The organism is Dyadobacter sp. AC419 (assembly GCF_979253085.1).
In genome coordinates, this window is record NZ_CEEDCD010000004.1 from 1 (window position 1) to 23777 (window position 23777).

Annotated in this window: 28 protein-coding genes and 5 pseudogenes; 7 read left to right on the top strand and 26 right to left on the bottom strand. The window is 46.9% G+C overall.

All coding sequences use genetic code 11. From position 1 onward, the window contains the following. Positions 1-259: pseudogene (locus tag AC0IYG_RS01840) on the top strand (hypothetical protein); the annotation flags it as partial. Here AC0IYG_RS01840 and AC0IYG_RS01845 read toward each other — a convergent pair. From AC0IYG_RS01845 to AC0IYG_RS01905, 13 genes and pseudogenes are all read right to left on the bottom strand, one after another. Beyond that, entirely contained in the window at positions 230-409 is a 180-nt protein-coding gene (locus AC0IYG_RS01845; RefSeq protein ID WP_471709327.1) for a hypothetical protein, read from the bottom strand. The pseudogene AC0IYG_RS01840 and the gene AC0IYG_RS01845 overlap by 30 nt on opposite strands. A 13-nt stretch (positions 410-422) precedes the next feature. Continuing rightward, positions 423-1670 (bottom strand): TonB-dependent receptor plug domain-containing protein, encoded by a 1248-nt coding sequence (locus tag AC0IYG_RS01850; protein ID WP_471709328.1) that lies wholly within the window; start codon positions 1668-1670, stop codon positions 423-425. Beyond that, positions 1618-3051 (bottom strand): TonB-dependent receptor, encoded by a 1434-nt coding sequence (locus AC0IYG_RS01855; RefSeq protein WP_471709329.1) that lies wholly within the window; start codon positions 3049-3051, stop codon positions 1618-1620. Before AC0IYG_RS01855 ends, AC0IYG_RS01850 begins: the two co-directional genes overlap by 53 nt. A 146-nt stretch (positions 3052-3197) precedes the next feature. Continuing rightward, a complete protein-coding gene (locus tag AC0IYG_RS01860) occupies positions 3198-3641 on the bottom strand; it encodes a hypothetical protein (RefSeq protein ID WP_471709330.1) in 444 nt (147 codons plus the stop codon). Between the two features lie 153 nt (positions 3642-3794). Next, on the bottom strand, positions 3795-4175 hold the full coding sequence (locus AC0IYG_RS01865; RefSeq protein ID WP_471709331.1) for a DUF1905 domain-containing protein: 381 nt from the start codon (positions 4173-4175) through the stop codon (positions 3795-3797). Between the two features lie 141 nt (positions 4176-4316). Continuing rightward, positions 4317-4952: a DsbA family protein gene (locus AC0IYG_RS01870; RefSeq protein ID WP_471709332.1), complete on the bottom strand. Its 636-nt coding sequence runs from the start codon at positions 4950-4952 to the stop codon at positions 4317-4319. 346 nt (positions 4953-5298) lie between these two features. After that, positions 5299-5517 carry a helix-turn-helix domain-containing protein gene (locus tag AC0IYG_RS01875; protein ID WP_471709333.1) on the bottom strand — a complete coding sequence of 73 codons (219 nt, stop codon included), beginning with the start codon at positions 5515-5517 and terminating at the stop codon, positions 5299-5301. Between the two features lie 468 nt (positions 5518-5985). Beyond that, the gene (locus AC0IYG_RS01880; RefSeq protein ID WP_471709334.1) at positions 5986-6228 is read right to left on the bottom strand and encodes a hypothetical protein; all 243 of its coding nucleotides are present in this window, start codon (positions 6226-6228) and stop codon (positions 5986-5988) included. After that, the gene (locus AC0IYG_RS01885) at positions 6215-6553 is read right to left on the bottom strand and encodes a ThuA domain-containing protein (RefSeq protein WP_471709464.1); all 339 of its coding nucleotides are present in this window, start codon (positions 6551-6553) and stop codon (positions 6215-6217) included. Before AC0IYG_RS01885 ends, AC0IYG_RS01880 begins: the two co-directional genes overlap by 14 nt. Continuing rightward, complete coding sequence (locus AC0IYG_RS01890) at positions 6438-6866, bottom strand: hypothetical protein (protein WP_471709469.1); 429 nt, start codon at positions 6864-6866, stop codon at positions 6438-6440. Before AC0IYG_RS01890 ends, AC0IYG_RS01885 begins: the two co-directional genes overlap by 116 nt. Before the next feature lie 32 nt (positions 6867-6898). Then, positions 6899-8123 (bottom strand): annotated as a pseudogene (locus AC0IYG_RS01895) (exo-beta-N-acetylmuramidase NamZ family protein). Positions 8124-8134: 11 nt separating this feature from the next. Then, entirely contained in the window at positions 8135-8284 is a 150-nt protein-coding gene (locus AC0IYG_RS01900; RefSeq protein ID WP_471709335.1) for an EthD family reductase, read from the bottom strand. A gap of 46 nt (positions 8285-8330) precedes the next feature. Next, positions 8331-8564 (bottom strand): hypothetical protein, encoded by a 234-nt coding sequence (locus AC0IYG_RS01905; protein ID WP_471709336.1) that lies wholly within the window; start codon positions 8562-8564, stop codon positions 8331-8333. A gap of 102 nt (positions 8565-8666) precedes the next feature. On the opposite strand from AC0IYG_RS01905, the gene AC0IYG_RS01910 reads away from it, so the two are divergent. Next, positions 8667-9266, top strand: coding sequence for a gluconate 2-dehydrogenase subunit 3 family protein (locus tag AC0IYG_RS01910; RefSeq protein WP_471709337.1), 600 nt, complete (start codon positions 8667-8669; stop codon positions 9264-9266). Positions 9267-9280: 14 nt separating this feature from the next. Further along, a pseudogene (locus AC0IYG_RS01915) lies at positions 9281-10996 on the top strand (GMC oxidoreductase). A 7-nt stretch (positions 10997-11003) separates the two neighbouring features. On the opposite strand, the gene AC0IYG_RS01920 reads toward AC0IYG_RS01915, so the two are convergent. The 5 genes from AC0IYG_RS01920 to rhuM all read right to left on the bottom strand — a co-directional run bounded on the left by AC0IYG_RS01920 (position 11004) and on the right by rhuM (position 13885). Continuing rightward, positions 11004-11852, bottom strand: coding sequence for a helix-turn-helix domain-containing protein (locus AC0IYG_RS01920; RefSeq protein WP_471709338.1), 849 nt, complete (start codon positions 11850-11852; stop codon positions 11004-11006). A 354-nt stretch (positions 11853-12206) separates the two neighbouring features. After that, a complete protein-coding gene (locus AC0IYG_RS01925) occupies positions 12207-12602 on the bottom strand; it encodes an alpha/beta fold hydrolase (RefSeq protein ID WP_471709465.1) in 396 nt (131 codons plus the stop codon). Further along, positions 12526-12855: an alpha/beta fold hydrolase gene (locus AC0IYG_RS01930; protein WP_471709339.1), complete on the bottom strand. Its 330-nt coding sequence runs from the start codon at positions 12853-12855 to the stop codon at positions 12526-12528. The genes AC0IYG_RS01925 and AC0IYG_RS01930 overlap by 77 nt, the downstream gene beginning before the upstream one ends. An 84-nt stretch (positions 12856-12939) precedes the next feature. Beyond that, entirely contained in the window at positions 12940-13413 is a 474-nt protein-coding gene (locus AC0IYG_RS01935) for a type II toxin-antitoxin system death-on-curing family toxin (protein WP_471709340.1), read from the bottom strand. A gap of 31 nt (positions 13414-13444) precedes the next feature. Further along, positions 13445-13885, bottom strand: a complete 441-nt coding sequence (gene rhuM, locus AC0IYG_RS01940; RefSeq protein ID WP_471709341.1) for a RhuM family protein — start codon at positions 13883-13885, stop codon at positions 13445-13447. 679 nt (positions 13886-14564) lie between these two features. On the opposite strand from rhuM, the gene AC0IYG_RS01945 reads away from it, so the two are divergent. Beyond that, a complete protein-coding gene (locus tag AC0IYG_RS01945; protein ID WP_471709342.1) occupies positions 14565-14813 on the top strand; it encodes a hypothetical protein in 249 nt (82 codons plus the stop codon). A 15-nt stretch (positions 14814-14828) separates the two neighbouring features. On the opposite strand, the gene AC0IYG_RS01950 is transcribed toward AC0IYG_RS01945, so the two are convergent. The 3 genes from AC0IYG_RS01950 to AC0IYG_RS01960 are packed head-to-tail and all read right to left on the bottom strand — an operon-like array spanning position 14829 to position 15995. Further along, complete coding sequence (locus AC0IYG_RS01950; RefSeq protein WP_471709343.1) at positions 14829-15152, bottom strand: nuclear transport factor 2 family protein; 324 nt, start codon at positions 15150-15152, stop codon at positions 14829-14831. Between the two features lie 56 nt (positions 15153-15208). Beyond that, a complete protein-coding gene (locus tag AC0IYG_RS01955; protein WP_471709344.1) occupies positions 15209-15619 on the bottom strand; it encodes an SDR family oxidoreductase in 411 nt (136 codons plus the stop codon). Next, the gene (locus tag AC0IYG_RS01960) at positions 15504-15995 is read right to left on the bottom strand and encodes an SDR family NAD(P)-dependent oxidoreductase (RefSeq protein WP_471709345.1); all 492 of its coding nucleotides are present in this window, start codon (positions 15993-15995) and stop codon (positions 15504-15506) included. Before AC0IYG_RS01960 ends, AC0IYG_RS01955 begins: the two co-directional genes overlap by 116 nt. A 128-nt stretch (positions 15996-16123) precedes the next feature. Between AC0IYG_RS01960 and AC0IYG_RS01965 the strand changes: the two genes are divergently transcribed. Next, positions 16124-16483: a winged helix-turn-helix transcriptional regulator gene (locus AC0IYG_RS01965; protein ID WP_471709346.1), complete on the top strand. Its 360-nt coding sequence runs from the start codon at positions 16124-16126 to the stop codon at positions 16481-16483. Here AC0IYG_RS01965 and AC0IYG_RS01970 read toward each other — a convergent pair. Together AC0IYG_RS01970 and AC0IYG_RS01975 are read right to left on the bottom strand one after the other, a co-directional pair. Further along, a complete protein-coding gene (locus AC0IYG_RS01970; RefSeq protein ID WP_471709347.1) occupies positions 16458-17459 on the bottom strand; it encodes a phthiocerol/phthiodiolone dimycocerosyl transferase family protein in 1002 nt (333 codons plus the stop codon). The two genes, AC0IYG_RS01965 and AC0IYG_RS01970, sit on opposite strands and share 26 nt — an antisense overlap. Beyond that, positions 17392-17709, bottom strand: a complete 318-nt coding sequence (locus tag AC0IYG_RS01975; RefSeq protein WP_471709348.1) for a hypothetical protein — start codon at positions 17707-17709, stop codon at positions 17392-17394. The genes AC0IYG_RS01970 and AC0IYG_RS01975 overlap by 68 nt, the downstream gene beginning before the upstream one ends. Positions 17710-18450: 741 nt before the next feature. Between AC0IYG_RS01975 and AC0IYG_RS01980 the strand changes: the two genes are divergently transcribed. Beyond that, complete coding sequence (locus tag AC0IYG_RS01980; protein WP_471709349.1) at positions 18451-19029, top strand: hypothetical protein; 579 nt, start codon at positions 18451-18453, stop codon at positions 19027-19029. Between the two features lie 4 nt (positions 19030-19033). Beyond that, a complete protein-coding gene (locus AC0IYG_RS01985) occupies positions 19034-19681 on the top strand; it encodes a Crp/Fnr family transcriptional regulator (protein ID WP_471709350.1) in 648 nt (215 codons plus the stop codon). Here AC0IYG_RS01985 and AC0IYG_RS01990 read toward each other — a convergent pair. From AC0IYG_RS01990 to AC0IYG_RS02000, 3 genes and pseudogenes are all read right to left on the bottom strand, one after another. Then, positions 19656-20750 (bottom strand): SDR family NAD(P)-dependent oxidoreductase, encoded by a 1095-nt coding sequence (locus AC0IYG_RS01990; protein WP_471709351.1) that lies wholly within the window; start codon positions 20748-20750, stop codon positions 19656-19658. The two genes, AC0IYG_RS01985 and AC0IYG_RS01990, sit on opposite strands and share 26 nt — an antisense overlap. 102 nt (positions 20751-20852) lie before the next feature. After that, positions 20853-21723 (bottom strand): annotated as a pseudogene (locus AC0IYG_RS01995) (manganese catalase family protein). 108 nt (positions 21724-21831) lie between these two features. Further along, positions 21832-23698, bottom strand: a pseudogene (locus AC0IYG_RS02000) (cytochrome c oxidase subunit I). Positions 23699-23777 lie beyond the last annotated feature (79 nt).

Here is a 23777-nt window from a genome sequence, read left to right on the forward strand (position 1 = left end):
TATTGCAGGGTTGCAGCAAGGTTTTGAAAACCAGATCATTACGAAAGTGATTCCATTTAAAGCGTTCAGGCTCAACGATCAGCAATATTTAGATTACTACTATAAGAACCCTGAAAAGCCGTTTTGTAAAACATTCATTGACCCGAAATTAAAGGTTTTGCTAAACCAGTTTTCGGGTCATGTGAATGACGAAAAATTGCAGTCTTTGGAAGTAAAGGCGGATGGTGGATCAATGTTGCAATTCTCTTCTACAAAGTGAAATTAACCCTCGCAAACGCAAACCTCCCGTTAAATCCAGACTGCTGGCCGGTGCGGGAATAAATGCATAATATCCTGCACCCCGGTTTCCGCCAATGGTTTCGTCAGGGTAAATGTCGAGCAAGTTATTGGCGCCGATGGTGAAACGCACGGTTCTTGAAACGTCATAGCTGAGCGAAAAGGTCGGTGATAATTTTCGAACCAAACGTCTGCGCGTCAGCTTCCACGTTCGTTGCAGCGTCCACAGTAGGTCCGAAATATACATTTCTTAAAAATGCCACAAAATTTCCGATGTTATAGCTCAATGTCAGATTGCTTTTTACGCGGGGCACGGCTGATTCGAGGTAAATGCGGCTCGACCGATCGAAATAAATGTTCTCTTTTCCAGCCAATAAAGGGGAAGCTTTCACGCCGCCGACAATATTGGTCTTTACAAAAGTGCCCGACAGATCTGCCCGGAAACGTGATTTCCCCAAACGCTCTGCATAAGTGAGGACTGCGTCAATGCCCCGGGTTTCGGTGTCAATGGCATTTGCGAAAAACCTGGCAGTCTGTGCATTGGCTTGTGAAAGCAGCTCGAAAATTTCCCTGTCCTGAGGCGAAGCAGTGGGTGAATTGTTTCCGCTGAACTGGCCTGTGTAAATGATTCGATCGTTAATCCGGATGTAATAGCCATCGACTGTAACCTTGAATTTGCCAAAATTTCCAGTAAATCCGGCGCTGTAATTAATGGAAGTTTCCTCTTTCAATTCCGGAATGCCAAGCAGCCGCGCAGGGCGACTTTCATTCGTAAATGTGCCCGACTGAATAATTTCTCCTTCCACAAAAAGACTCGATGTAGCGCTGAAATAACGTTGGTGCAACGATGGCGCCCTGAAACCAGTGCTGACCGCGGCGCGGATCGCAAAATCTTCCCCGATCTTGTAACGCGACGCCACTTTCCAGTTCAATGTTGACCCAAAATCTGAATAATTTTCAAACCGGACCGCGCCATCGATCAGCCAGTTTTCGGTAATGTCCAGTGAAAGATCCGTGTAAAGTCCGACCGAAGTTCGTGACACATTAATTGCGTTCTCCGGCCGAAATCCAGGAAAAGCCTGTGCGCCGCCCGCATAATTTGCACCATTTGCCGCTTGCAGGGTGAAAACATTTCCGGTCAGACTTGGAATCAAAATAGCGGCACCATTGGCGCCCGTTCCGACCCTTACCGCACGGCCATAATCAGCCCACGACCTTTCCTCGCCCTGGATAATCTGGTAATTTTCGTAACGGTGTTCTGCGCCGAAGGCCACATTTAATCCGCTAAGCACGTTTTCGAAATTACGGTTGAGATCGAGGTTTGTTGTGTTTCGGGTAAACTCATATCCGCCTGCCGCGAAACGGGTAGGGGACGCGCTTAAGCAGGGAAGCATTTAAAGAATTTTCAGTAGTAAAATCAATCTGGTTACGGCCGAATGTATTGCTCAGATCAGCATTCCATTGACCCACTTTTCCCCTGATTCCGGTTGCAATGGATTGGTCATAATTATTGGTCGCAATCAGCGGCAGATAGCCGAGCGGATATATTTCTCCAATATTCTGGGTCAATTGTGCAGGCATTCGCCGGAATGCAGCCGACTCGCCCTGACGGTAATTGAGTCCGCCAAAAGCATAAATCTCCGCATCATTAGCGAGCGGGACAACGCTGTTAAACGAAAACGCGCCGCCGCGGGCACGTGCCTGTCCGATTCGGGAGTTGAAATCGGATCGGGTCATTCCTCTGCGTTCGAGTTCCGCATTGGTAATGTCGGCGCCGGTCGGATTTGGATAAAGGCCCGGATTGTTATAATCTGAAAAAATGACGCCCGTGAATTCCCGCATGCGGTTCGTCGGATTTCTAAAATCGAATGATCCCGCTAAATTGATAAAACCACCTTTGGCGCCCAATGGCAAACCGTAATTTACATTTGCCTGAACGGTTTCTCCATCAATGCCGCCTTCGGAATTTTTGGAAGCAAATCCGCCCGCCGTTGCGCTCACTCTCAGTTCATTGACATTGTCTTCCAAAATAATGTTAAGCACGCCCGCAATGGCGTCAGAGCCATATTGTGCCGAGGCGCCGTCTCGTAGGATTTCGATGCGCTTGATGGATGAGGTCGGGATCGCATTCAGGTCCGTTCCCACGGAACCTTTTCCAAATGTGCCATTGATATTAATGACCGAAGTCGTATGCCGGCGCTTTCCATTGACCAAAACCAGCACCTGATCCGGTCCGAGTCCGCGCAAGGAAGCAGGGTCAATGTGGTCGGTGGCGTCGCCCAAAACCTGTGTGTTGGAATTGAACGAAGGCGCCACATAATTCAGGATCTGGTTCACACTCACCTGTCCAACGTCTTTCACCAGATTTTGAACGTCGATGACATCCACGGGCACCGGCGTATCCAGCTGCGAACGGGCCTCGCCACGCGAACCCAGCACGACGAGTTCATTTAATGAAGTTGTTTTTAAATCAAAATTCAATTCAACGGTTTCCCCACCTTGCAGCGTGACAGGTTTTTGCTCAGGCGCCGATCCTGTAAAACTGGCATTGATGACGTAGGTTCCAGCCGGAAGTGACAATTGATAGGAGCCATCAGCGCCAGTAATAACGCCCTCGCCACCGCCCTGAACAAAAACCGACGCACCCGGCAGTGCATCCGTCCCTTCTTTTACGGTTCCGCGCACCGTCGCCTGCTGCGCCACAGCAATGTTTAGTGACAACAAAAATACAGCTGCAAAAACCTGCATTTTTCTGAAATGTAGATGGATTCTCATGTTTCAAGTGATTTGTTGAACAATAAGTCGCGCGCCAACAAATTCCGAGCCAGCGGTAAAAAAAGTCTCCATTGTGAAATTTTCACAACGGAGACCAATCCGCAAAAGCGGCTTTCTTATATCATTATATAGACATTACAGTCTTATTACTTCGGATCTGAATTCTCTTTTTTGTCCTTCCGTTTCTTTCCCGATTTGTCAGATGTCCCGGCATTGGTGGTCGTTGCTTTGTTCATGCTGTCGCTTTGTGTTGCCGGATCGGTGCTGAACGGGCTGCCATTCTGCTGACCTGTGGGATTAATGCTGTTGTTGGTCGTGCTGTTATTCTGCGTTGCAGGCGCGGCGTCCTTAATGCTGCCGTTGGTTTGCGATGACGGAGCGGCGTTACGCTCATTGTTGTTCTGCTGGCCCGTCGGATTTATTGAATTGTTCGTTGTGCTGCTATTTTGCGTTCCAAAAGTCGAGCTGCCCTGCTGGGTCGACGAGCTTGTTCCCTGTTTCGGTGTGGTCTGATTAGTCGTGCTTTGCGCGAAAAGTGTTCCGCCCGCGATCAGCATTAATGCAACGATACTTGATGTTAACTTCTTCATGATGTTCAAATGTTGATGAATGCATGAAGTTATCAATTTCCGTTCCAGGGCTAAAAATACAATTGCTGAGGGGAGTCAGATCACGAGAGTTTTTTTATAAAAGTCAGGATCTTTTGTTCCTGCCTTGTTTTGTTCGGTTGAGATAAGATTGAATCAATGATCTCTTTCTGTTCCTCGTCGCAGCGATTTGAATTTCTTTAAAATATCGGCGTCGTCGAAGCAATCCAGCAATTGATCTTTTGAGCTGAGTTTATTGTCTGAAATTTTGTAAAGGGTGACAGTTACTTCGTCGCCGCCACCCTTATTAATCGCTTTTCTGATTGTGCCGTTGACCGAAATCATCTTATCCGCATTCGTCACGGGAGCCAGATTCAGATTTTTGAATTCAAAGCCGTCAATGGTGCCGGAGACCTTCATTTCACCCCAGCTTCCCCGAATGTCCTTTGTTCCGGGTATGACCAAATGATAAGTCCAGGCGCCTTTTCCGGGTTCGTGGCGGAGAATCAGCTTCTCGTCTTCAATCAGTGCTTTCATTTTCTCTTGTCACAACGTATGAGCAGCAACGTAAGCAATTTAGTGAACACATTGGCACATTAAAGGGAAATTTCGTCAGTCTACGCAAGTTTTATAACCGCACCAGTTGCCATAGCGAACCGTTTTTGGTGCTCAGCTCGCTCAGATTTCCTGACTCGACCAGGGTCCTAAGGAATGGTTCCGCCTGCGTCCGGGAAGTCTGGAAAGTTCGGAAAACTCACGGGCAGTCAGCGTATTGAATTTGCTAAAAAGTGATCTCCAATCCGTATTAATGTCCTTTTTTTCGGCATTGGGTAACTGTTTCAGCAAGGCAGCCTCATATGTTTCATAAGGCTTAGTGCCGTAAACTTTTTCCTGGTTACCCTGCTCATCTACAAAAAACATCGTCGGAAAACCTCTTACACCAAGCTGTGCCGCAAAGTCCAGATCCTCCTTGAACAAATCTTTCGCGCGACCATTGAAATCGCTTTTCAGCTGCTGCACATCCAGACCGACCGTTTCAGCGGCCAGGGCCATATGCTCCCATTTTGCAATGTTGATTTTTTGCAAAAAAAGCATTTCACGTAATGTCCGCAGGAATTGAACGGCTTTTTCGGAACCTTGAAGCTGAGCAGCTTTGAAGCCAATAGAGGGTGGATAGGATGAATCGAGCGGGTCTTCCAGCCACACATCGCCATCGATCGGCATGTCATAACGCTCGCTTACTTCATCCCAATGATGCGCCACGTCCGAGGGTTTGCTGATTCCGCCGCTGTTGTAACTCCAATTTGGCAACAAGCCGCCCGATTCGATATTCTATTTATTTCAATGTGCTGTCCATATTCCAGTTTCAGTTTGCGCAACTGAGGTTCAATGCCCCAGCACGAGGGAACAGATCGGATCGGTGAAATAAATGAGTTTGACGCTTTTTTGCGAAGCAGCACTTATTTGATCGATCGTTCCAGTAACCAACCTCAGGCATTTCGTGGAACACCTGTTTCAATATCACACAGCAGCGGGTTAATGTTTGTATTTTCCATGTAATTTTTTTGTGATTAGCCGATTTGATGTTTGGCGCCTGCCCATCAATCTCCTATACTAATGTTCAGATTAGGCAACTCAATTTGCAACTTAACTTTTGCTTTCAGCGCTGTAAAAAAACGTGTAGCAAAGTATCCATTGTTGCATTACTTGCATTGCTTTCAAGTCTTGAAATTTGCGCTTTTTGAACGCCAATTAATTTCCCTAAATCTTCTTGGGTTAAGTTTCTTTCTTTTCTTGTTTCTTTAATTGCTTTACCGATCAACTCCATTTTTAGTTCGTATTCAAGTATATCGCGTTGGGGCGCATCGAATGTTTCCAAGAAGTTTGTCCTGAACTTCGTCTAATGTATACGTTTTCATCTCTTATGATTTTCTGATTGTTTTCTGAGAAATATCGAAGCCGAGCGCTTAATGCTTTCTCAAATTCCATTTTCCGGAACCTTACTTCTCTTTTTTATAAATCCATGCGTGGATATTACCAAGGTTTCTTTTGCCAAAGTTTTGTCCCAAAACGCAAGAAGACGATATTGGAAACCTTGATAAAGTGTTCTGTAAACTCCGAAATATCATCAGTTAGTTTTTTAAACAATTCCGGGTCCGTTTCGATTTGTGATTTACGGATGTTGTAAAGAATTTTTTTCTGAATGCTTCCTTTCGAGCCCACTTAGAAAATCAAAAGCTTCGTCCAATAAGATAATTTCAAAAAGTTTACGCATATATAGTGTGTTTGAAACTCTAAATGTAAACGAAGTTTCGTTAAAAAGAAACTTCTCATTACTCTTGTGCACTTAATTCTTTCTGTGCGAACCGTTAAGCATCATCCATTGCACCGCATTTTCAATCAGTTTTAGCAAAAGTTTCCATTTTTCCAACACTTGCGTCGTGTCCCATGGACGTGTAAAATGTTCCGCCTTTCCCGACATTCCGGTGCCAGGCGACGGGGTGGTTACGGCCCATTCCGAAGTTTTTGATTCCTCGATAAATAGCATGTTACCACTTGGCAGGATGCGCTCGCCATTAATGTAGGCCACAATTTTTGCGTCTTTGGGCTGGGTATGAAAGATATACCATTCGTCTGTGCTCGGCCAGGAAGCGGGCAGCCGGCGCGTAATGGTGGACTTCTCCCGCGTTCTGCTGCATTTGAACTTCGGCCGCTTGCAGCTGAGGGCGGAGTGGATGGTGCGAGAAAGCAGCACCGACCAGATTTTTGGTCAGCCACGGCCAGTCGTCGTGCGAGAAATCACCGGACCCGTGAATGCCCATTAACGCCTCCTCCCACTGCACATATTGTTCCACTGCCCGCTGTTGCGCCGCATTGCAGCAGTCGTCCGGTCCCGTTATTAATAATGACGGCATTGAAATGTTTAAGCTGCTCCAAATTGAAGACGCCGCCTTCCTCATTTTCATACACAAACCAACCGTTTTGCTCACCCAGCTTTTCAAATACAATTTTGGCAGCATCAATCGATTCCGAATGCCGGTAACCAGTCGCTTTGGAAAACACCAGAATAGCAGACTTGCCGGTGGGAAAGTCAATAGCAGGCTGCTCCGTTTCGAAGCGGACGGGAAAGCCATTTTTGATCTTGTAAATAAATAAACCGCCAGCAACGGCTGCTATAAGCACAAAAGCCGCGGCAGCTGATAAGGCCTTTTTTAGGAATTTTTTCAAGACGGATGCATTTGATTAAACCAGATTCAGCGTCACGGATACAACAAATACTTCTTCCTGATATCCTTAAACTGTTGCAAACCAGGTTCCCAGCTTTTTCTGATGTCCGCTTCTGACACACACGCAATGATCTGTTTCCTCAACTGATCCGTTCCAATGCGTAGATCAAAAGCGGAAATATCCTGGTTTGCCCTGCCGGGTGTGAAGAAATGGGCTTTGTCCGGGTAGGCGTTGTATAATTCAATTACCCAGGTCAGATTAAGCTGGCGGCTTTTGCGGAGTTTAGCGATGTCGTATCCGCGCAGGTCGAGTCCGTAGCAGATGGAGTCCTTGTGATTGGGGCGTTCGCTCATTCCGGGAATGCTTACGGGTTTATAGGAAAATGCATATTTGCCTTTCAATGCGGGTGCTCCCAGGATCGTAAATGGCATTAATGTGCCCCTACCTTCGTTAATGGCTGTTCCCTCGAACATGCACAGGCTCGGAAAAAGCATGACGGCTTGTTGTGTATTCAGATTCGGCGACGGATTAATGGGCAATTCGTAAGGCATATCATGATCGTAATTGGCCACCTTAATGACGTTAATCTTGCATGGTTTGTCAAGATATCCTTCCCCATTCAGGTATTGCGCAAATTCACCAATCGTCATGCCGTGCGTCATGGGTGTGTAATGGATCCCGATGGCAGATTTAAACCTGTCTTCCGTCATTACGGGCCCGTCAACTACATATCCGTTGGGATTTGGCCGGTCAAGAATCAGCAGTTCTTTATTGTTTTCTGCACAAGCTTCCATCACATATTCAAGCGTATTGATATTCGTATAATAACGGCAGCCAACGTCTTGAATATCAAAAACCAGAAGGTCAATGTCTGCCAGCTGCTCTTTGGTAGGCTTCTGGTTTTTGCCATATAATGAAATGATCGGAATGCCGGTTTTCGCATCCACTTCACTATTTACGACGGCGCCATTGCTGGCATTCCCCCGGAAACCGTGCTCCGGCCCAAACACTTTTACAATGTTAATGCCCAGGCTCAGCAGGCTGTCCACACTGCTTTTTTTACCAATAATAGAACTCTGATTCGCCACCAGACCAATCCGTTTTCCTGTCAGTAACTGGCAGATATTTTTCAGTCTGGTCAGCACCGGTGATGATTCCGGAATTATTTGAATTAGTCTGTTTGGACGAGGCAGTTTGAGCGTAACAAACGGGCACGACGACCGCCAATAACATTGAGAAAAAAAGTTGCAAGAACATAGACAAGGGATTTATTTCACAACCTCACTCACCAAAATGACCGGCGTTGTGTTGGTATAATTAGCAAAATCTGCACGGATGGCATCTCGGTGCGGTCCGACTGCCTCCTGATATTCTTTCAGGTTTTTGACATAGAATGTGCCGATCGCCATGTATGGCAAAGGTTGATTTGGAATGCCGGCGGAAAGTCCTTTTTCAATGGTGTATTTAACGAGATTTGACCCCGAGAAATCCCGCTACCATCGGCATATGTTTCGTCTCATAATATTCCATGTTGAAGGTTTTTCCCTCAGCAAACGGATACATAATGCAAATTTTGATCAAACCTTTTTCTTCCATTGTAATGTCATTTTTTATAGGTTTTTCAAAATTGTTGTCACGACCAAGTGCAATTAAACAAATGGTTAGGAAGAAAAATGTCAGAATGCCCTTTGTTTTCATGACCAGCTACATTTAAGTTTCGAAATATTTAAATTGTTTTGAAATATATGTAATAAATTACATTATCGTGCGCTTAATAACCCTATCATTCTCGCAGAATCCATGAACAGAAGAACTGCCATTACCCACGTTGCGGCCTTACTTGGAGGGGCGTTTTCGGCTCCCACTTTGCTGGCGATGCAGCGTTGGGAAGCATCAGAAACTTTTCCGGCCGAACTGACTTTGACCGAAATCCAGAAACAGATCGTCGCGGAAGTCGCTGAAATGATCATTCCCAAAACGACCACACCCGGCGCGAAAGATGCAGGCGTTCCGGCGTTCATTGTGATGATGGTGCAGGATTGTTACAAGGCCCCGGAGCATAAGAGTTTTGTGGAAGGGATTAACAGTCTGGAAAAAAAGCAGTTCCTGACATTTACAAATGAACAGAAAACCGCATTGTTGAAACAGGTGGAAATCGATTCGGCCGAGGAAATGAAGGCATATCAGGTGCAGCAGACCAAAATGGGTGACAACGAAGACCGGGAACAAATGGCGGTTCAGAAAAAGGGATTGCCGTATTGGAGATTGATGAAAGAACTGACCATGCTTGGCTATTTCACTTCGGAGGCGGGCATTAAATCGTCCTTTGAATATGTCCCCATTCCCGGAAAACTGGAAATGATCACCATGCAGCCCAATCAAAAATCTTTCGCCTACTAGTCGCCCATTTTACCATGAACTTAAATTTAAAAGCAGATAAAGCACATACGTTCGACGCAATTGTAGTAGGGTCGGGGATGACGGGTGGAATGGCAGCGAAAGAGCTCACGGAGAGAGGCTTGCAAGTGTTGATGATCGAGCGGGGACGCGAAGTGAAACACATTGAAGATTACGATACGGCCATGAAAGGCCCGTGGGAATTTGAGCATAGGGGCAAAGTTTCGATCCATTCAGCCGAAGAATATTGGGCAAACAGCCGTTTCGGGACTTTGGCCAATGAGGAAACCGGGCCGTTTTTTACCGATGATCAAAAGAATCCGTATATAGAAAAGCGTCCGTTTGACTGGATCAGGGCTTATCACACCGGCGGGAAGTCGATGCACTGGGGTCGGCAGTCGTACCGGATGAACAAAAGCGATTTTGAGGCAAATGCAAAAGAAGGCATCGCCATCGACTGGCCGATCCGCTACGAAGACCTCGAACCGTGGTACACGCATGTTGAGAAATTTGTGGGCATCAGCGGACAAGCCGAAGGCTGGGACGTGTTGCCCGACGGACATTATCTGCCCGCCATGCCCATGAGCGCTCCCGAGCGATATTTCAAGGAAACCATGTTGAAAAAGCTCAACCGGCCGGTAACGATCGGGCGGGTTGCTAATCTTACCAAACCGCAATCATGGCATACGGATCTGGGTCGCGCTTCGTGCCAGTATCGGAGTAAATGTGCCCGTGGTTGTCCTTACGGCGGTTATTACAGTTCACTATCAGGCTCCATACGAGCCGCTAAAAACGGACAAGCTGACGGTGCTGCACGATACCATTGCGAGCGAGATCATTTACGATGAAAAAACGAAGAAAGCCAAAGGCGTGCGCGTGATCAATCAGAATACGATGGCGGTTGAAGAGTTTTTTGCCAAAATCGTCTTCCTTAATGCAGGTTCCATGAACACGGCGGCGCTTCTGCTGAATTCGAAATCAAACCGTTTTCCTACCGGGCTCGGCAATGACAGCGACCAGGTTGGCCGGAACATTATGGACCATCATTTGGGTGTGGGCGCGAATGCGACGGTGGAGGGATTTGAGAACGATTATATTTTTGGTCAAAGGCCGAACGCATTGTATATACCGCGTTTCCGGAACTGGGGAACAGACAAAAAGGACTTTTTGCGCGGCTACGGTTACCAGGGTGGCGCGAGCAAAACAGACTGGAAACGAGGCATCACGATGAACGGTTTTGGCGCCAGTTTCAAAGAAGATATGTCGCATCCCGGCACCTGGACAATGGGTTTTGGCGGCTTCGGCGAAATCCTTCCTGACCCGTCGAACCGCATGTTTTTAGACAAAGAAAAGAAAGACAAATGGGGCATTCCGATGATCGTGTTCGACGCCGCTTTTGGTGAAAATGAACTGACAATGCGAAAAGATATGATGGTCTCCGCCGTGGAAATGCTCGAAGCCGCAGGTTTCAAAGACGTCACCGGATTCAACCGGCAGGACACGCATCCCGGCCTAGGAATCCACGATATGGGCACCGCGCGCATGGGGAAAGATCCAAAAACATCAGTACTCAATAAATTCAATCAGATCCACGACTGCCAAGAATGTCATTCGTCACCGACGGCGCGGCGATGGTATCATCATCCTGCGTCAACCCGTCCATTACCTACATGGCAATGACAGCACGGGCGGCTGATTTTGCGGTAGGGGAGTTGAAGAAGCAGAATTTGTAATCTTAATTCAGCTCGAAAAGTTTGCCCGAAATCCCGACGGTGATTCGCCTGTTTTAGTCTGAAACAACCGGCTGAAATAGGCGGGATCATTGTAACCTAATTCATAAGCGATTTCTTTGGCCGTGAGCGAAGTGTGGACCAAAAGCCGCTTCGCTTCCAGGATAATTCGGTTTTTGATCACCTCATTAGGCTGTGGCAGCCGCAGGCGGTTGAATTTATGCGTGATCGTTTTCGGTGCCATGCACAGGAAATCGGCATAGTCGGCGACGGTGTGTTTAGACTTATAATGCTCTTCCACGAGCCGGGTAAACTTTCGGAAAAATTCCAGGTCACTTTGCTGTTCAGTCACATCGTGTGTCAAATGCTGCCGTTTCCAGGAGCGTGTTGCTCGGATGAGCAGTTGTTTGAGATAGGTGCGGACCATTTCTTCGAGCGAGCTGTCGTTGAGATGAAATTCCTGGATCATTTCCTTAAATAAGCCGCCCAGAAAAGCATTTTCAGCCCCCGAAAGCTCCACTTTGGGCATATTACGGATGTTGTTGAAAAGCAGCCCGTCGCACGCAACTTCCTGATCGTGAATTTGAATGCAGTAAAAATCGCGGTTGTAAAAAATGAAGTAGCCATTTTCCTCGCCAGCAGCTTCCAGTTCAAGATATTGATTGGGGCTGATAAAAAACAATGTCGGCTGCTGCGTCTCGTAATTCGCAAAATCCACCCTCAGTTTGTAGTCTGCGGGCAGATAGAGGATCTTAATGTATTCCTTGTAAGCTGGCCCGTTGATCACATCCGTTTGCTCCTGGCTCACATGCAGCAATCCCAAAGTCTTTAAATTGTTATTGAAAACGGTCTTACTCATGGCTATATAGGCTTGTGAATGCTGGGGTTATTGTTTCAAAATAGAGAAAAAACCTGTGAAGCGATCATTCGCTTCACAGGTGCGATTTGTTTAATTAGTTTCTGGCAAATTTTTCGAGCTCGGCGTTGAATTTATCCATTTCTTCAATAAAAAACCCGTGTCCGCCTTTTTCGAATTTGACAATGTACGATCCTTTGACGGCTTTGTTAAGCTGTTCAGCCTGAGCATAGTCACACAATTTGTCATTCACACCGTGGAATATCGCAACCGGCATTTTGATTTTTCCAAGCACAGGACGCAGGTCCAGGTCGCCTAAGGCGCTGATAGCCTGAGTCGTAGCGTAAGGTGATGCATTCAGGTTGATGCTTTCCAACCATTTGATCGATTCCGGTTTAAGTCCGCCTTCTTGTCCTTCAAATGCTTTTCCAAAGCCTGCCACCAGTTGTTCGCGGTTTGTTTTTGTTTGTTTAATGAGATCTTTTGCGCCTTGTTCGGTGATGTGCCGTAAGGATGGCCTTCGCGTTGTTTCCATGATGGACCGGTTGCACCAAATATGGCTAACTTCTTGATATGCGCACCATTATATTTGGTCACGTAGTGAAGAACCACAGCACTGCCCATTGAAAACCCGCCTAGCGTCGCGTTCTCGATTTTCAATTTTTCCAAAACCACCTTAATGTCGTCCGAGAAAGTATCGAAGTCGTATTTTCCATAAGGTCTGTCCGATTTTCCGAAGCCGCGGAGGGAAATGCTCGATCACCCTGAACCCTTTTTCAACCAGATATTGGTATTGATATTCGTACATCTCGTTGTTGAGCGGCCATCCGTGAATGAGCACAACGGGCTGACCTTCGCCGAGGTCGATCACGTGGAGTTTTACATTTTTTTCGACCTCAATGTATTCTTCTCTTCCGAATGCTGCTGGCTTGCGTGTTTGTGCAAATAGAGATTGGCTTTGGATAAAAGTGAAAAGGAATGCGATGGTCAAGGCAATAGTTTTCATCTGAGTAGTAAGTTTGAATGTTTGAGTTAATCTGCTAACCGTTAGTCGATTGTCATATCGTTTTGACATTACAAAGGTGGCAGGTTAATCAGCCCAGAAGAATGGATAAAAAGCCTTGCGCCTTGTACATTTTTCCCGCAAGGTGAAATTATGGCTTGTAAATGTCTCTCTACACGACAAGCGTTTGCCGGTTCTTACTGATTCCTGTTCAAAACACTGACAATCAACTTCTTTACAGTTTCCATTTCCTCCGGTTTGCTGGCAGCGGCGAAAAGTGTCAGGCTTGCGAGTGCTCTCGTTGCTGATAATTGGGTTTTCGTTCGCTTTTAATAAGCCATTCACTTCCAGGAAAAGTAAAAAAGACGCCGCAGCAATTCGTTTATTCCCATCGACAAATGAGTGATTTTTGATAACTAAATAAAGTAGGGTAGCCGCTTTTTCCTCGATTGACGGATAAAAATCAATTTCCCCAAATCCTTTACTGATCTGCGCAATTGAGCTTCGGAAACTATCATCTTTCTCCTTTCCAAAAACGAAAGAGTCGAAATCACGCCGCATGGTATTGATAATGTCGTGATAAGACGATAAGTCAGGATAAAACGGCCGCTCTTTGACTGATACCTTTCTGATCCAACGCTTCATGGTCGTAATCATCAAGCAATTCCAGTCCTTTGGCAAAATGTGCGAGCCAGGTCGTGTCTGCTTCATTCACCTTGTATTCGATTGCACGGCTCAGAATCCGAATCCCGTCTTTCAGCGTTTGCACCTGCTGGTTCTTCTGAGCAAGTCGCTGTTCGTTAATGGAGTAGCCTTGGACAAGATATTCTTTAAGCCGCTGGGTTGCCCACTGGCGGAATTTCGTGGCAACTTCCGATTTGATACGATATCCGACTGAGATAATGGCATCCAGATTATAGTATTTTTGGCTACGTTTCACTTCTCTCTTGCCTTCCGAAGCAACTATTAAGAAAACCTTAATAGTTGCCTCTTCTATCAACTCCCCATCTTCATACACATTTTTGAGGTGCATATTGATATTCGGAATCTGTCGTATGAAACAATTCTGACATCATTTTTTGAGTAAGCCAAACAGTGTCGTCTTCAAACTTTGTCTCAATCTGTGCCTGTCCATCCTGGCTGATGTATATCTCAATCTGCTTCTTCATTTATTAAATCATTTTGTCCGGACCCAATATAGAGGTAAGCCGGGCAAATGATTTGATGGATTATCCTTCGGTAAAGAAGATGGACAACTTTCTGCGCGGATGCATCGTGCGCGCAATGTAAAGCTGTAAGCAATTATTTAAAGGTCGCTATTGTCTATTTGCAGACGTCGTATTGAATAGATTAATGTAAAGTTATGTTCAGTGCTGGTGAACTTGCGCTACCTACCCATCCAAACTTTCTCCTATATTTGCCCCGCAAACTTTAATAAATTCTTATGAAACTATTTTCAAATGTCAGACCAAAAACGGTCTTGGAGAGGCATACGGGTGTAAGTCCCGAGACCTGACCGATGTAGTTTCATTCGTTAAAGTTTGCGGTGACCTCTCCTTTTTTCTCACTCTTTTTCATGGTCATATGCAAACTTTAACGAATGAAGAAGGAATCGATTCGAATGCAAATTCAGTCAACGCAAACGCAACGATGCACGTCACGCATCGAATGTCGGCGCTCCGCTGACGCAATCACAAGCTGATTTTTGGTATGTGATTGAATGTCAGGGTTACAAAGAGCTGGCGCATTCGCTGAAAATGGTGCATGATCTGGCGCTTTATCATTCGGATGTTCCGTTTGACACCTGCAGAGAAGTCGGCACTTTTCGATGTGAACTTACTTGTGGAGGGATTTCAGAAGTCTGGGACAAAAGGTTTAGAATGGGACTGCGAGGGCAGTCCCTCTTTTGTTTTGAAAAGACAACGATTCTTGTTTTTGCGCCAACCCTTCCCGCAAGATGAATGCATTTGAAATCATTAGCCCGTAATTTTCAGCGAACTAATCAATGCATCATCAAAATCCAGATGATAATTCATCACAAGCGGACTGCCCGGAAATGTGCCGCTTGCTTCCACGGTGAGCGTTCCTTTTGTACCAGTTTGCGTAAAGTCAATGACTTTTGTATGCATATTATACTTCTCTGTCGCTTCCTCGATCCACCCTTTTATTTCCTCCCTGCCTGAATAGGACGAGCCTTCGTCGGAAACGGTTGCGTTTTCTGTGAAGTAATTGGCAAATGCGGTGCTGTCTGCTTCGTTTTGTGCTTTGATAAAGCCTTCTATGTTTTCTGGAAGTTTCATGATTATGTTGATTTAAAATGGTTTTTGTATTGAATAAAATCTTGATAAAAACTGGGTTATAATGTGGGAATGGTGCCGCCATCAATCACGTATTCTGTGCCAGTGAGGTAAGCTGCTCTTGGAGAAACCAGGAAGCCGACAAGCTCCGCGACTTCCTCCGGCATGGCCGCTCTGCCGAATGGAATGCCGCCTAATGCGTCCATAACGCTTTTTTCAGCTTCTTCCATCGTGCCGCCTGTGCTTTCGGCAATGCGCTCCATCATCCGGACGGATGATGTGGTCATGATCCAGCCCGGCGAAAGGGTGAGCACGCGGACGCCTTTGGGCGCAACTTCATTGGATAAGCTTTTACTATAATTGACCAAAGCAGCTTTCGCAGCCGCATAAGGCAATGTAGAGTCGTACAAAGGAAGCTTCGCCTGAATGGATGCAATGTGGATAATGACGCCTTCGTGCCGGTTGATCATTGCCGGCAAAATCCGCGGTCCAGCCGCACCGGCGCCAGCAAATTGGTTTGAAATGACGTTTCCCAATCTTCATCAGAAAGCACTGCAAAGCCGCCCGCAGGCGTTTCCGAGCCTCCATATTGTTGATCAGAATGTCCAGTCGGCCGAATTTTTCAATGACTTCGTTTACCACTTTCTGCGTTCCTTCCGGTTTGCTTAAATCTGCGGCTATGAAGTGGATGTTTTCATTTTCTTCTTGCGGCTTGTTTCTTGCGGTGATGATCACCATTGCACCTGCTTTAAATAGACGGTCGGCGATTGCTTTTCCGGCTCCTTTGCTGCCACCGGTTACCAAGGCAATTTTGTTTTTTAGTTCGTTTTCAAAATTGAAATCCATGTCCTTATCGATTTGTGTAGGACAAATTTCAGCACAATGCCACGCGCTGACAAGTACGGACTTACGATTCAGATAGGGATAAATTTATCCCTATTGAACCGCCAAATGCATATGTTTATATTTGCAGCATGTACGAGAGAAAGACAATGCCCAATCTGAATTGCGGGCTCGACCTGATCGGTGAGGTGCTTTACGGCAAATGGAAAATCAGGCTTTTGTGGTTCATTCACCAGGGCTTTCAACGGCCCAGCGAGCTGCAACGGAAAATTCCGGATGCATCCCGCCGGGTGTTGAATGTGCAATTAAAAGAACTCGAAAACCACGAGCTCGTTGGAAAGATCATCTATCCCGTCGTCCCGCCCAAAGTGGAGTATTACCTTACCGATTTCGGCAAATCATTGATTCCCGTTATTGGCGCAATCGGCGAGTGGGGCGATCAAAATGACCAGCGTCTGCGGACGCTTATCGAAAGGAACATTCAGTCTTAGCAACTAAATTTTCCTCACAAGCTTTTTCCAAAATCTGCTCCATTTCCAGAAGTAAGCCTGGAATAGGTGTATCACTCGTATTGGTCAGGCAAAGCGCATCGTTGGAAGTTAACGCACCGATCGTCTGTTCCATTCCTTTGCCCGAGCGCACCATCGGGCCGTAAAGCGCTTTCAGTTTCAATGGTCCGAAATCCGTTTTGTATTTCACTCTGACCAGATTGGTAACCATAATGTGATGGTTAAATGCCTGTTTTAAAGCATCCAGCATTTGCTGCATATCGTTGTGGCCAAAGACAAGGTCGCGGAAAAACGACGAATAGCCGGTCGTGTATTCAGCAGAACTCGTCCCGCCGAGACCAGCCTTCGCCAATCTTGCCAAATCCCAGAACGATAAGTAGCGCTGGTTTTCAAAAAACACCGATTGCGTGGTAATGTTCAGGCCAAAATTATCGTCCAGGTTCAGCGCGCCTCTGGTGCAAACCGGCGAAACCAACTCCATTCTCGTCTCGTCCCATTCCGGGCGCAATTTCCTGGAAGCCAGCAATACGGCCGCGCAAATGGCGCCATGAACGCTTGTGTTTTCCTGTCTGGCGCGTTCTAGCAGGTTATGCGTTGTGCTTTCCGAAAAGCGGTGCGATGAAACCAGTGGATTCACGACATCCGTTTTCATTCTGAGTTCCAAAATCTTATCGACTATCTGTTCAGGCAGATCTTCCGGCAAATCGAGCGTTTCATCATTAGACACTTGCGGCTCCATTAGTTCAAGCTCATTTCCGGTAACGGCCAGCAATATATCCCGAGTCAAATAACTTAGTGATGTGCCATCCGAAACGGTGTGATTTGCAGCCAGGATCAGGACCGTGCTATCCGTTTTTTGAACCAAAACAACCCTTAACAATGGGCCTTCTTCAAGTGTTGAACCTTTTAGAAAGCTCTTTCTCCACTTCCTGTTCCCAGCGATAATGCTGCTCTGCATGCACTACCCGGAGCGGAATGTGCAGGTTGTCCACATGCTGTAATGCTGGTCTTCCCAATTCATCCATTACAACCCTTACCGAGAGGTTTGGATGGCGTTTTTGTGCCATGTCAATGGCCTTCCGCCATTTTTCAACGGGCTGTGTTCCGGTAATGTCGGCGGCCAGACAAAAGTCCTTGGAATCGATTTGATCCAACAGCCAAAACGCTTTTTCGAATGCACCTAACGTGCGATTCTGTTGACTTTTCATTTTGCATTGAGTTAAAGTGAGAGGAGACGGAACCGACCGCCTCCCTTAAACTGAATGCAAAATTGGCAGACTGGAATGGGGGAGAGAATGGACAAAAGTTGATGCAGCGTGTACATTTTTCGATTCGCATTTTGGGCATAACTTGACTGACTGGGCCAATATCTTCAAATTTGTAATGCAAGTTGTTTCAGCTTTTGTAAATTCGTTTAATCACAAAGCACTAGGCGGATGATGACGGCAATCAGACTTTTATACTGCATCTCAGTTACGTTATCGATCATTTACGTAAGCTTGTTTATGCTATATGGAGGGCCGCTTCTGATCTTGAAAGTGGTTGAATGGGGCCTGTTTAAAGTGACTGTTGGATCTAATATGTATAGTTTGGACTTTCCGCCTTATGAAGATAATCTGTCAAGCTTCAGTTTTTACGTTTTGCTAATAGTGCATTGACCGGTCTTTATTTCACCGCTTTAATAGCGTGCGCGCTTCTGCCGATTTTCACTAAGATGAACGTTAGGACCAAATATATTACAGGAGCCAGCTTAGGCATGACTGCACTTTTTATTATTACTATCGGTCACGCGATTTGGCGTCACATGGTCCTCATTTACGTTGGAATTTGACCGGCACCAAAAAACCCGGGAAAAAATAAAATTTTTTCCCGGGTTTTTAACTTAGGTGAAAAACGCTCTTCATTCAATCCCTGAACTTTGATGTAACAAAAAACAAAAATGTTACATCATGAAATCGCTGAACACATCTGCTGTTGCCACTTCTAACGAGGCTGCTGAAACTGCTAAATCTTTGCGTACGCTTTACTTTACCCGCACAGCATTCTCTGTATTATGGGTTTTGCTGGTCACGGCACTGGCCGGTAAAAATGCTTTGGCTGCAACGATCCTGTTTGTTGTTTATCCGGTATGGGACGTTATCGCAACCTTTTTTGACATCAAAGCGAACCCGACGCATGCAAACAAAACACCGCAATATGTGAATATGGTGATCGGAATTGCAACGACCATTGCGGTTTCCATTGCGTTACAAAAAGGCGTTGCGGAGGCACTGGTCGTTTTCAGCGCCTGGGCGATCCTTACTGGCCTGATCCAGCTGATTCTGGGTTTGCACAGACGCGGACAACTCGACGGTCAATGGCCGATGATCATCAGCGGCGGTCAATCCATGCTGGCGGGCGTGTCCATATTTTTGAAAGCACATACGCCCGGAACAGGTTTGAATACGCTGGCTGGTTATGCTGCTTTTGGGGCATTTTACTTCTTGCTGGCCGCTTTTCGCCTTAATAAGACGATCAAAAATGCTTAACCGCATGCAGATTTGGAAAGAGCGGCCCGATGTCGTCGTTTGTATCAAATTAGAAGGCATTATGCGTGACAAAAATGAAATCATTGCCCAGCATTTGCGAAACTTTGCTGCGCTGACGGATAAGGACATTGCCGAAGGACAGCCCTGCTGGAAACCCCGGTCAATTAAAAAAGGCGATTTTTTCAACATGCAGAGCATGGTCTGCAACGACCTCGGCTTGGTTGTGAAAGGGATCTTTCGCATCTATTATCACGATCCGAAAACAAACACCGATAAAAACCTCTTTTTCTTCTCGGAAGATCAGTTTGTCGTTTCGTTCAGAAGCTTTATTTCGCAAAAAGCCTGCTGGTATTACATAGAGGCGATGGAAGATTCGGAGATCGTTTTTATTTCTTACAAAGACCTCAACGGGCTGTATGAAACGAATCCGAACTGGGCGAAATTCGGGAGGCTTCTAGCCGAGCTGTTCTTTTCCTATGCCCAAACCCGCACCGAAGAATTTGTTTTTTTCTCGCACGAAGAACGTTACTTGCGGCTCTTGGAAGAACATCCGAACATTGTTGAGCGCATTCCCGCCTATCACATTTCCTCGTTTTTAGGCATTACCAATCCTTCGCTGAGCCGGATCAGGAAACGTTTAAAGAGCAGTTGATGAGCCGGTGCTGCCGCCCTTCTGCTCTTCTTTCCTTTTTCTCTTCTTTCATGCGCTGCCGTACGCCGTCGTCCACGCCTTCACCCGCTTGCATAGGCGTCAACACGCTTCCAGATGTTGCCGGTGCGGGCGGTGCCGTTTTGATCTGATAACGATGCGCAATGTTGGCCGACAATCTCTCCGTGAAATGTGGGAAAATGCGGTGCGAGATGTAGGCGCCCCGGGCTTTCCAGCCCACAGGCAATTCCCTGGTCCGGTGGAGGGATGAGAAAATGATCGCATTCACCACTTTTTGCGGTCCGTCCATAGCCGCCATCCGCGGTGTGCCGCCGCTATAATTCGCAGCATGGCGCCAGAAAGGCGTATCAACCGCCCAAGGCATGATGGTTACGACCTTGATTTTCTTCTTGTTGCCGCTGAGCCTGAGTTCCTGATGAAGCACATTTCCCAGCGCACGCACCGCCGCTTTGGTGGAGCCGTAAGTTGCATGGTATGCAAGCGGAACAGCACTTTCTACCGAGCCGACATTGATCAGCTTGCCATGTCCCTGCTTTTTAAAAATAGTCATCGCAGCATTGCTTCCGTAAACCACACCTTTCAAATTGACATCGACGAGTTTTGAATATTCTTCCACAGGAATGTTTTCAAAACCGCCTATGGCGCCGACGCCAGCATTATTGATCCAAAAATCTAGTTTGCCAAATGTCTGCTTAGCCGTGTCAGCCAAATGCTGAATGTCCTCCGCCTCGCTCACATCAGTCACAACCACGATTGCTTTTCCGCCGCCTTTTCGAACTTCCTCGGCGACCTCCTCCAATATGTCTCCACGCCGCGCTGCCAGGACCACATTTGCATGATAATGTCCGAGTTGCTGGGCAACGCCCCGTCCAAAACCGCTGGACGCGCCGGTTACGACAAATGTTTTGCCATCAATTTTGCGTTGATCCGACTTGCTCAATTGTCTGGTTGCACAGCTGCTAAGCAATGTGAGCAGTGAGATAATCAGGATAAAGCTTTGTTGCTCCCGGCTGTTTTGCGTGAGCATTTTACGGAAAATATATTTCATCATTCTGTAATGTTAATCAGCTTAAAGACCGCCGCCCCGGTTTTGCCGGTTCATTGCTACTGGCATAACTGGGGCGGCGGGGCAGGCTTAAATGGGTTAAAAGGATCAGGAAATGATGTCCTTAACCTTATCAATGAAGCTCGGGTCGGGAGCGACGCCTTGTTCAATCTGGCCGTGGACTTCTTTGTCTGCCGGGGCCAAAACAGGCGTTCCTCCGGTCGGAACTGCTTTTTCAAACCGGAAAATGCCTTTGCCGTCGATAGATGAGCCCTCAGTCCAGCGTCCCGTTGCATTGGTAACCTCATTTACGCTTGTGCTTAAAAAACTGTAAGCGACATTCTCATGCTGCAACGACGACGGGAAGCTGTTTGGAATCGGGTGCGTATCAGGGCCCAGCTCTTCGAGCACCGCCATCCATTGGTTCTGGTGCATCGTATCGCGCGCAATCAGGAACGCGAGCATGTCCTTCATGCCGGTGTCGTCTGTCATTTCGTACAGCCTCGTCGCCAGCACGCGGCCTGTGGTTTCGGCCATCACGTTCGCATGCATGTCTGCCGCAATGTTGCCGCTGCTCACCACCCACGATCCGTTGAATGGAACACCGTTGGCGTCAGCAGCCATCGCTCCCAATCCGGCAGAAAGAATGTGGCGCGGATCACGGCCGCCCATCACCGCTTCAACCATCGGATTGCTCATCGCCATTTCATCTTTCACTGCGCTGGAAGAGCCTTCCAGATTCAGGCATACGGCTGTTGCGAGCATTTCAATGTGCGCGATTTCCTCTGTTCCGGTTTCCAGGAGCATATCGCGGTATTTTTGTGGCCCCCGCGAGTTCCATGCCTGAAACAAATATTGCAAACAGACGCGCATCTCGCCTTCAATCCCGCCAATTGCCTGTTGAAGTAATTTTGCAAATTGAGGGTTTGGCTTATCAACCCTTACCGTGTACTGGAAGCTTTCCATCGTGATAAAACATAATTGTAGATTTTTAAGTGAGAAATGCCGACGTGCTTTATAAAAATCATTCCAGTATCGGCGTTTGCCTGGCATGAGATGGTTATCCATTTTTTGCCACATTCCGGCTTTAAAAAGGATCGTTAAAATATTGCTGGTCAATAATCTTTTCCTTTCCAATCGCCTCATTTTCATGCGGAAGGTTTGACTCAGGCGTTTGAGAATAGGGGACATTTTGCGGGATAAAATCCTGTATGGCGCCCGGCTTGCTGTAATCGTAAGGCCAGCGGTAAAACGGCCGGGAGCTTTCCAGGCCAGTTGCCGTGCCCGGGAAAAATAGGTGTCGTCCATTCCAATGTGTTGGAATGCCACGGATTTTGCGGACCGACTTTTCCAAAAAAGATGGATTTGAAAAAATTCCAGAGGAAAATAAACTGCGCCACAAAAGTTACCACGGCTGCGACCAGAATGAACAGGTTCATATCCAGAAACTTATTGGTAAAATCGTAACTGGTAAATGCGTAATAGCGGCGCGGAAAACCTGCAATGCCAATGTAATGCAGCGGAATAAAGACCATGTAAATGCCGATAAACGTGAGCCAGAAATGCACTTGTCCCATTGTAATGTTCATCATTTTGCCAAACATTTTTGGAAACCAGTGATACACGCCCGCAAACAATCCAAACGATGCCGCCGCACCCATAACCAGGTGAAAATGTGCTACTACAAAATACGTGTCGTGCAATTGGATATCCAGTGAGCTGTTGCCCAGAATAATCCCCGTAAGCCCGCCGGAAACAAAAAATGAAACCATCCCGATTGCAAAAAGCATAGCCGGAGTAAAAACAATGTTGCCGCGCCAGAGCGTAGTAATGTAGTTGAATGCCTTCACCGCAGAAGGCACCGCAATGATCAGCGTCAGGAACATAAATATGGATCCGAGAAATGGGTTCATGCCGGAAACGAACATGTGATGCGCCCACACAATGAAGGACAAAAACGCAATTCCGAGCATGGAAGCGATCATAGCGCGGTAACCGAAAATGGGCTTGCGCGCATTGGTGGAAATGATTTCGGAAGTCAATCCGAGCGCGGGAAGGATCACAATGTAAACCTCCGGATGGCCCAGAAACCAGAACAGATGCTGGAACAAAATGGGCGTGCCGCCAACATGGTGCAACGCTTCGCCATTGATATAAATGTCTGATAAATAAAAACTGGTGCCGAAATGGCGATCAAATATCAATAGCAGCACGGCTGAAAAAAGCACGGGAAATGAGATCAGACCAAGAATCGCGGTGATCAGAAATGACCAGACGGTGAGCGGTAACTTGCTGAATGTCATGCCTCTTGTTCGGAGGTTAATGACCGTTGTAATGTAGTTGATCCCACCCAGCAGCTGCGATATGATAAAAAGCGCCATACTCGCCAGCCAAAGCGTCATCCCGGCTCCCGATCCCGGAATGGCTTGCGGTAATGCGCTCAATGGCGGATAAACCGTCCACCCGCCAGCCGCAGGCCCTGTTTCAATGAACATCGACGAAAGCATTACAATGCTCGCCGCGAAGAAAAACCAGTAGGAAAGCATATTCATGAAACCCGAAGCCATATCGCGCGCACCGATTTGCAGCGGGATCAGGAAATTGCTGAATGTGCCGCTCAGACCGGCAGTAAGCACAAAAAACACCATAATGGTGCCGTGCATGGTCACCAGGGCGAGGTAGAAATTTGGGTCGAGCCGTCCGGCTTCGTCAATCCATCCGCCGAGTATGGGTTTTAACCAGGACAAATTAGCCTGCTGCAAGCCCAGCTGAATGCGGAAAATAACCGACATTGCGAGTCCGATCACTGCCCACAGAATGCCCGTGATCAGATATTGCCGCGCGATCATTTTGTGATCTTGCGCAAAAACGTATTTGGACCAAAAACTTTGCGGCTCATGGTGAACAGTTTCGTGGATCTGCTCGCCGGATGCGGGTTGAAAATGTGCTGACATGGTTGATTGTGGAGTTGGTAAAACGGAATGGTTATATCACAACCAGCCCCGGTTTGAGGTCAGAGCCGGTTGTGTTTTG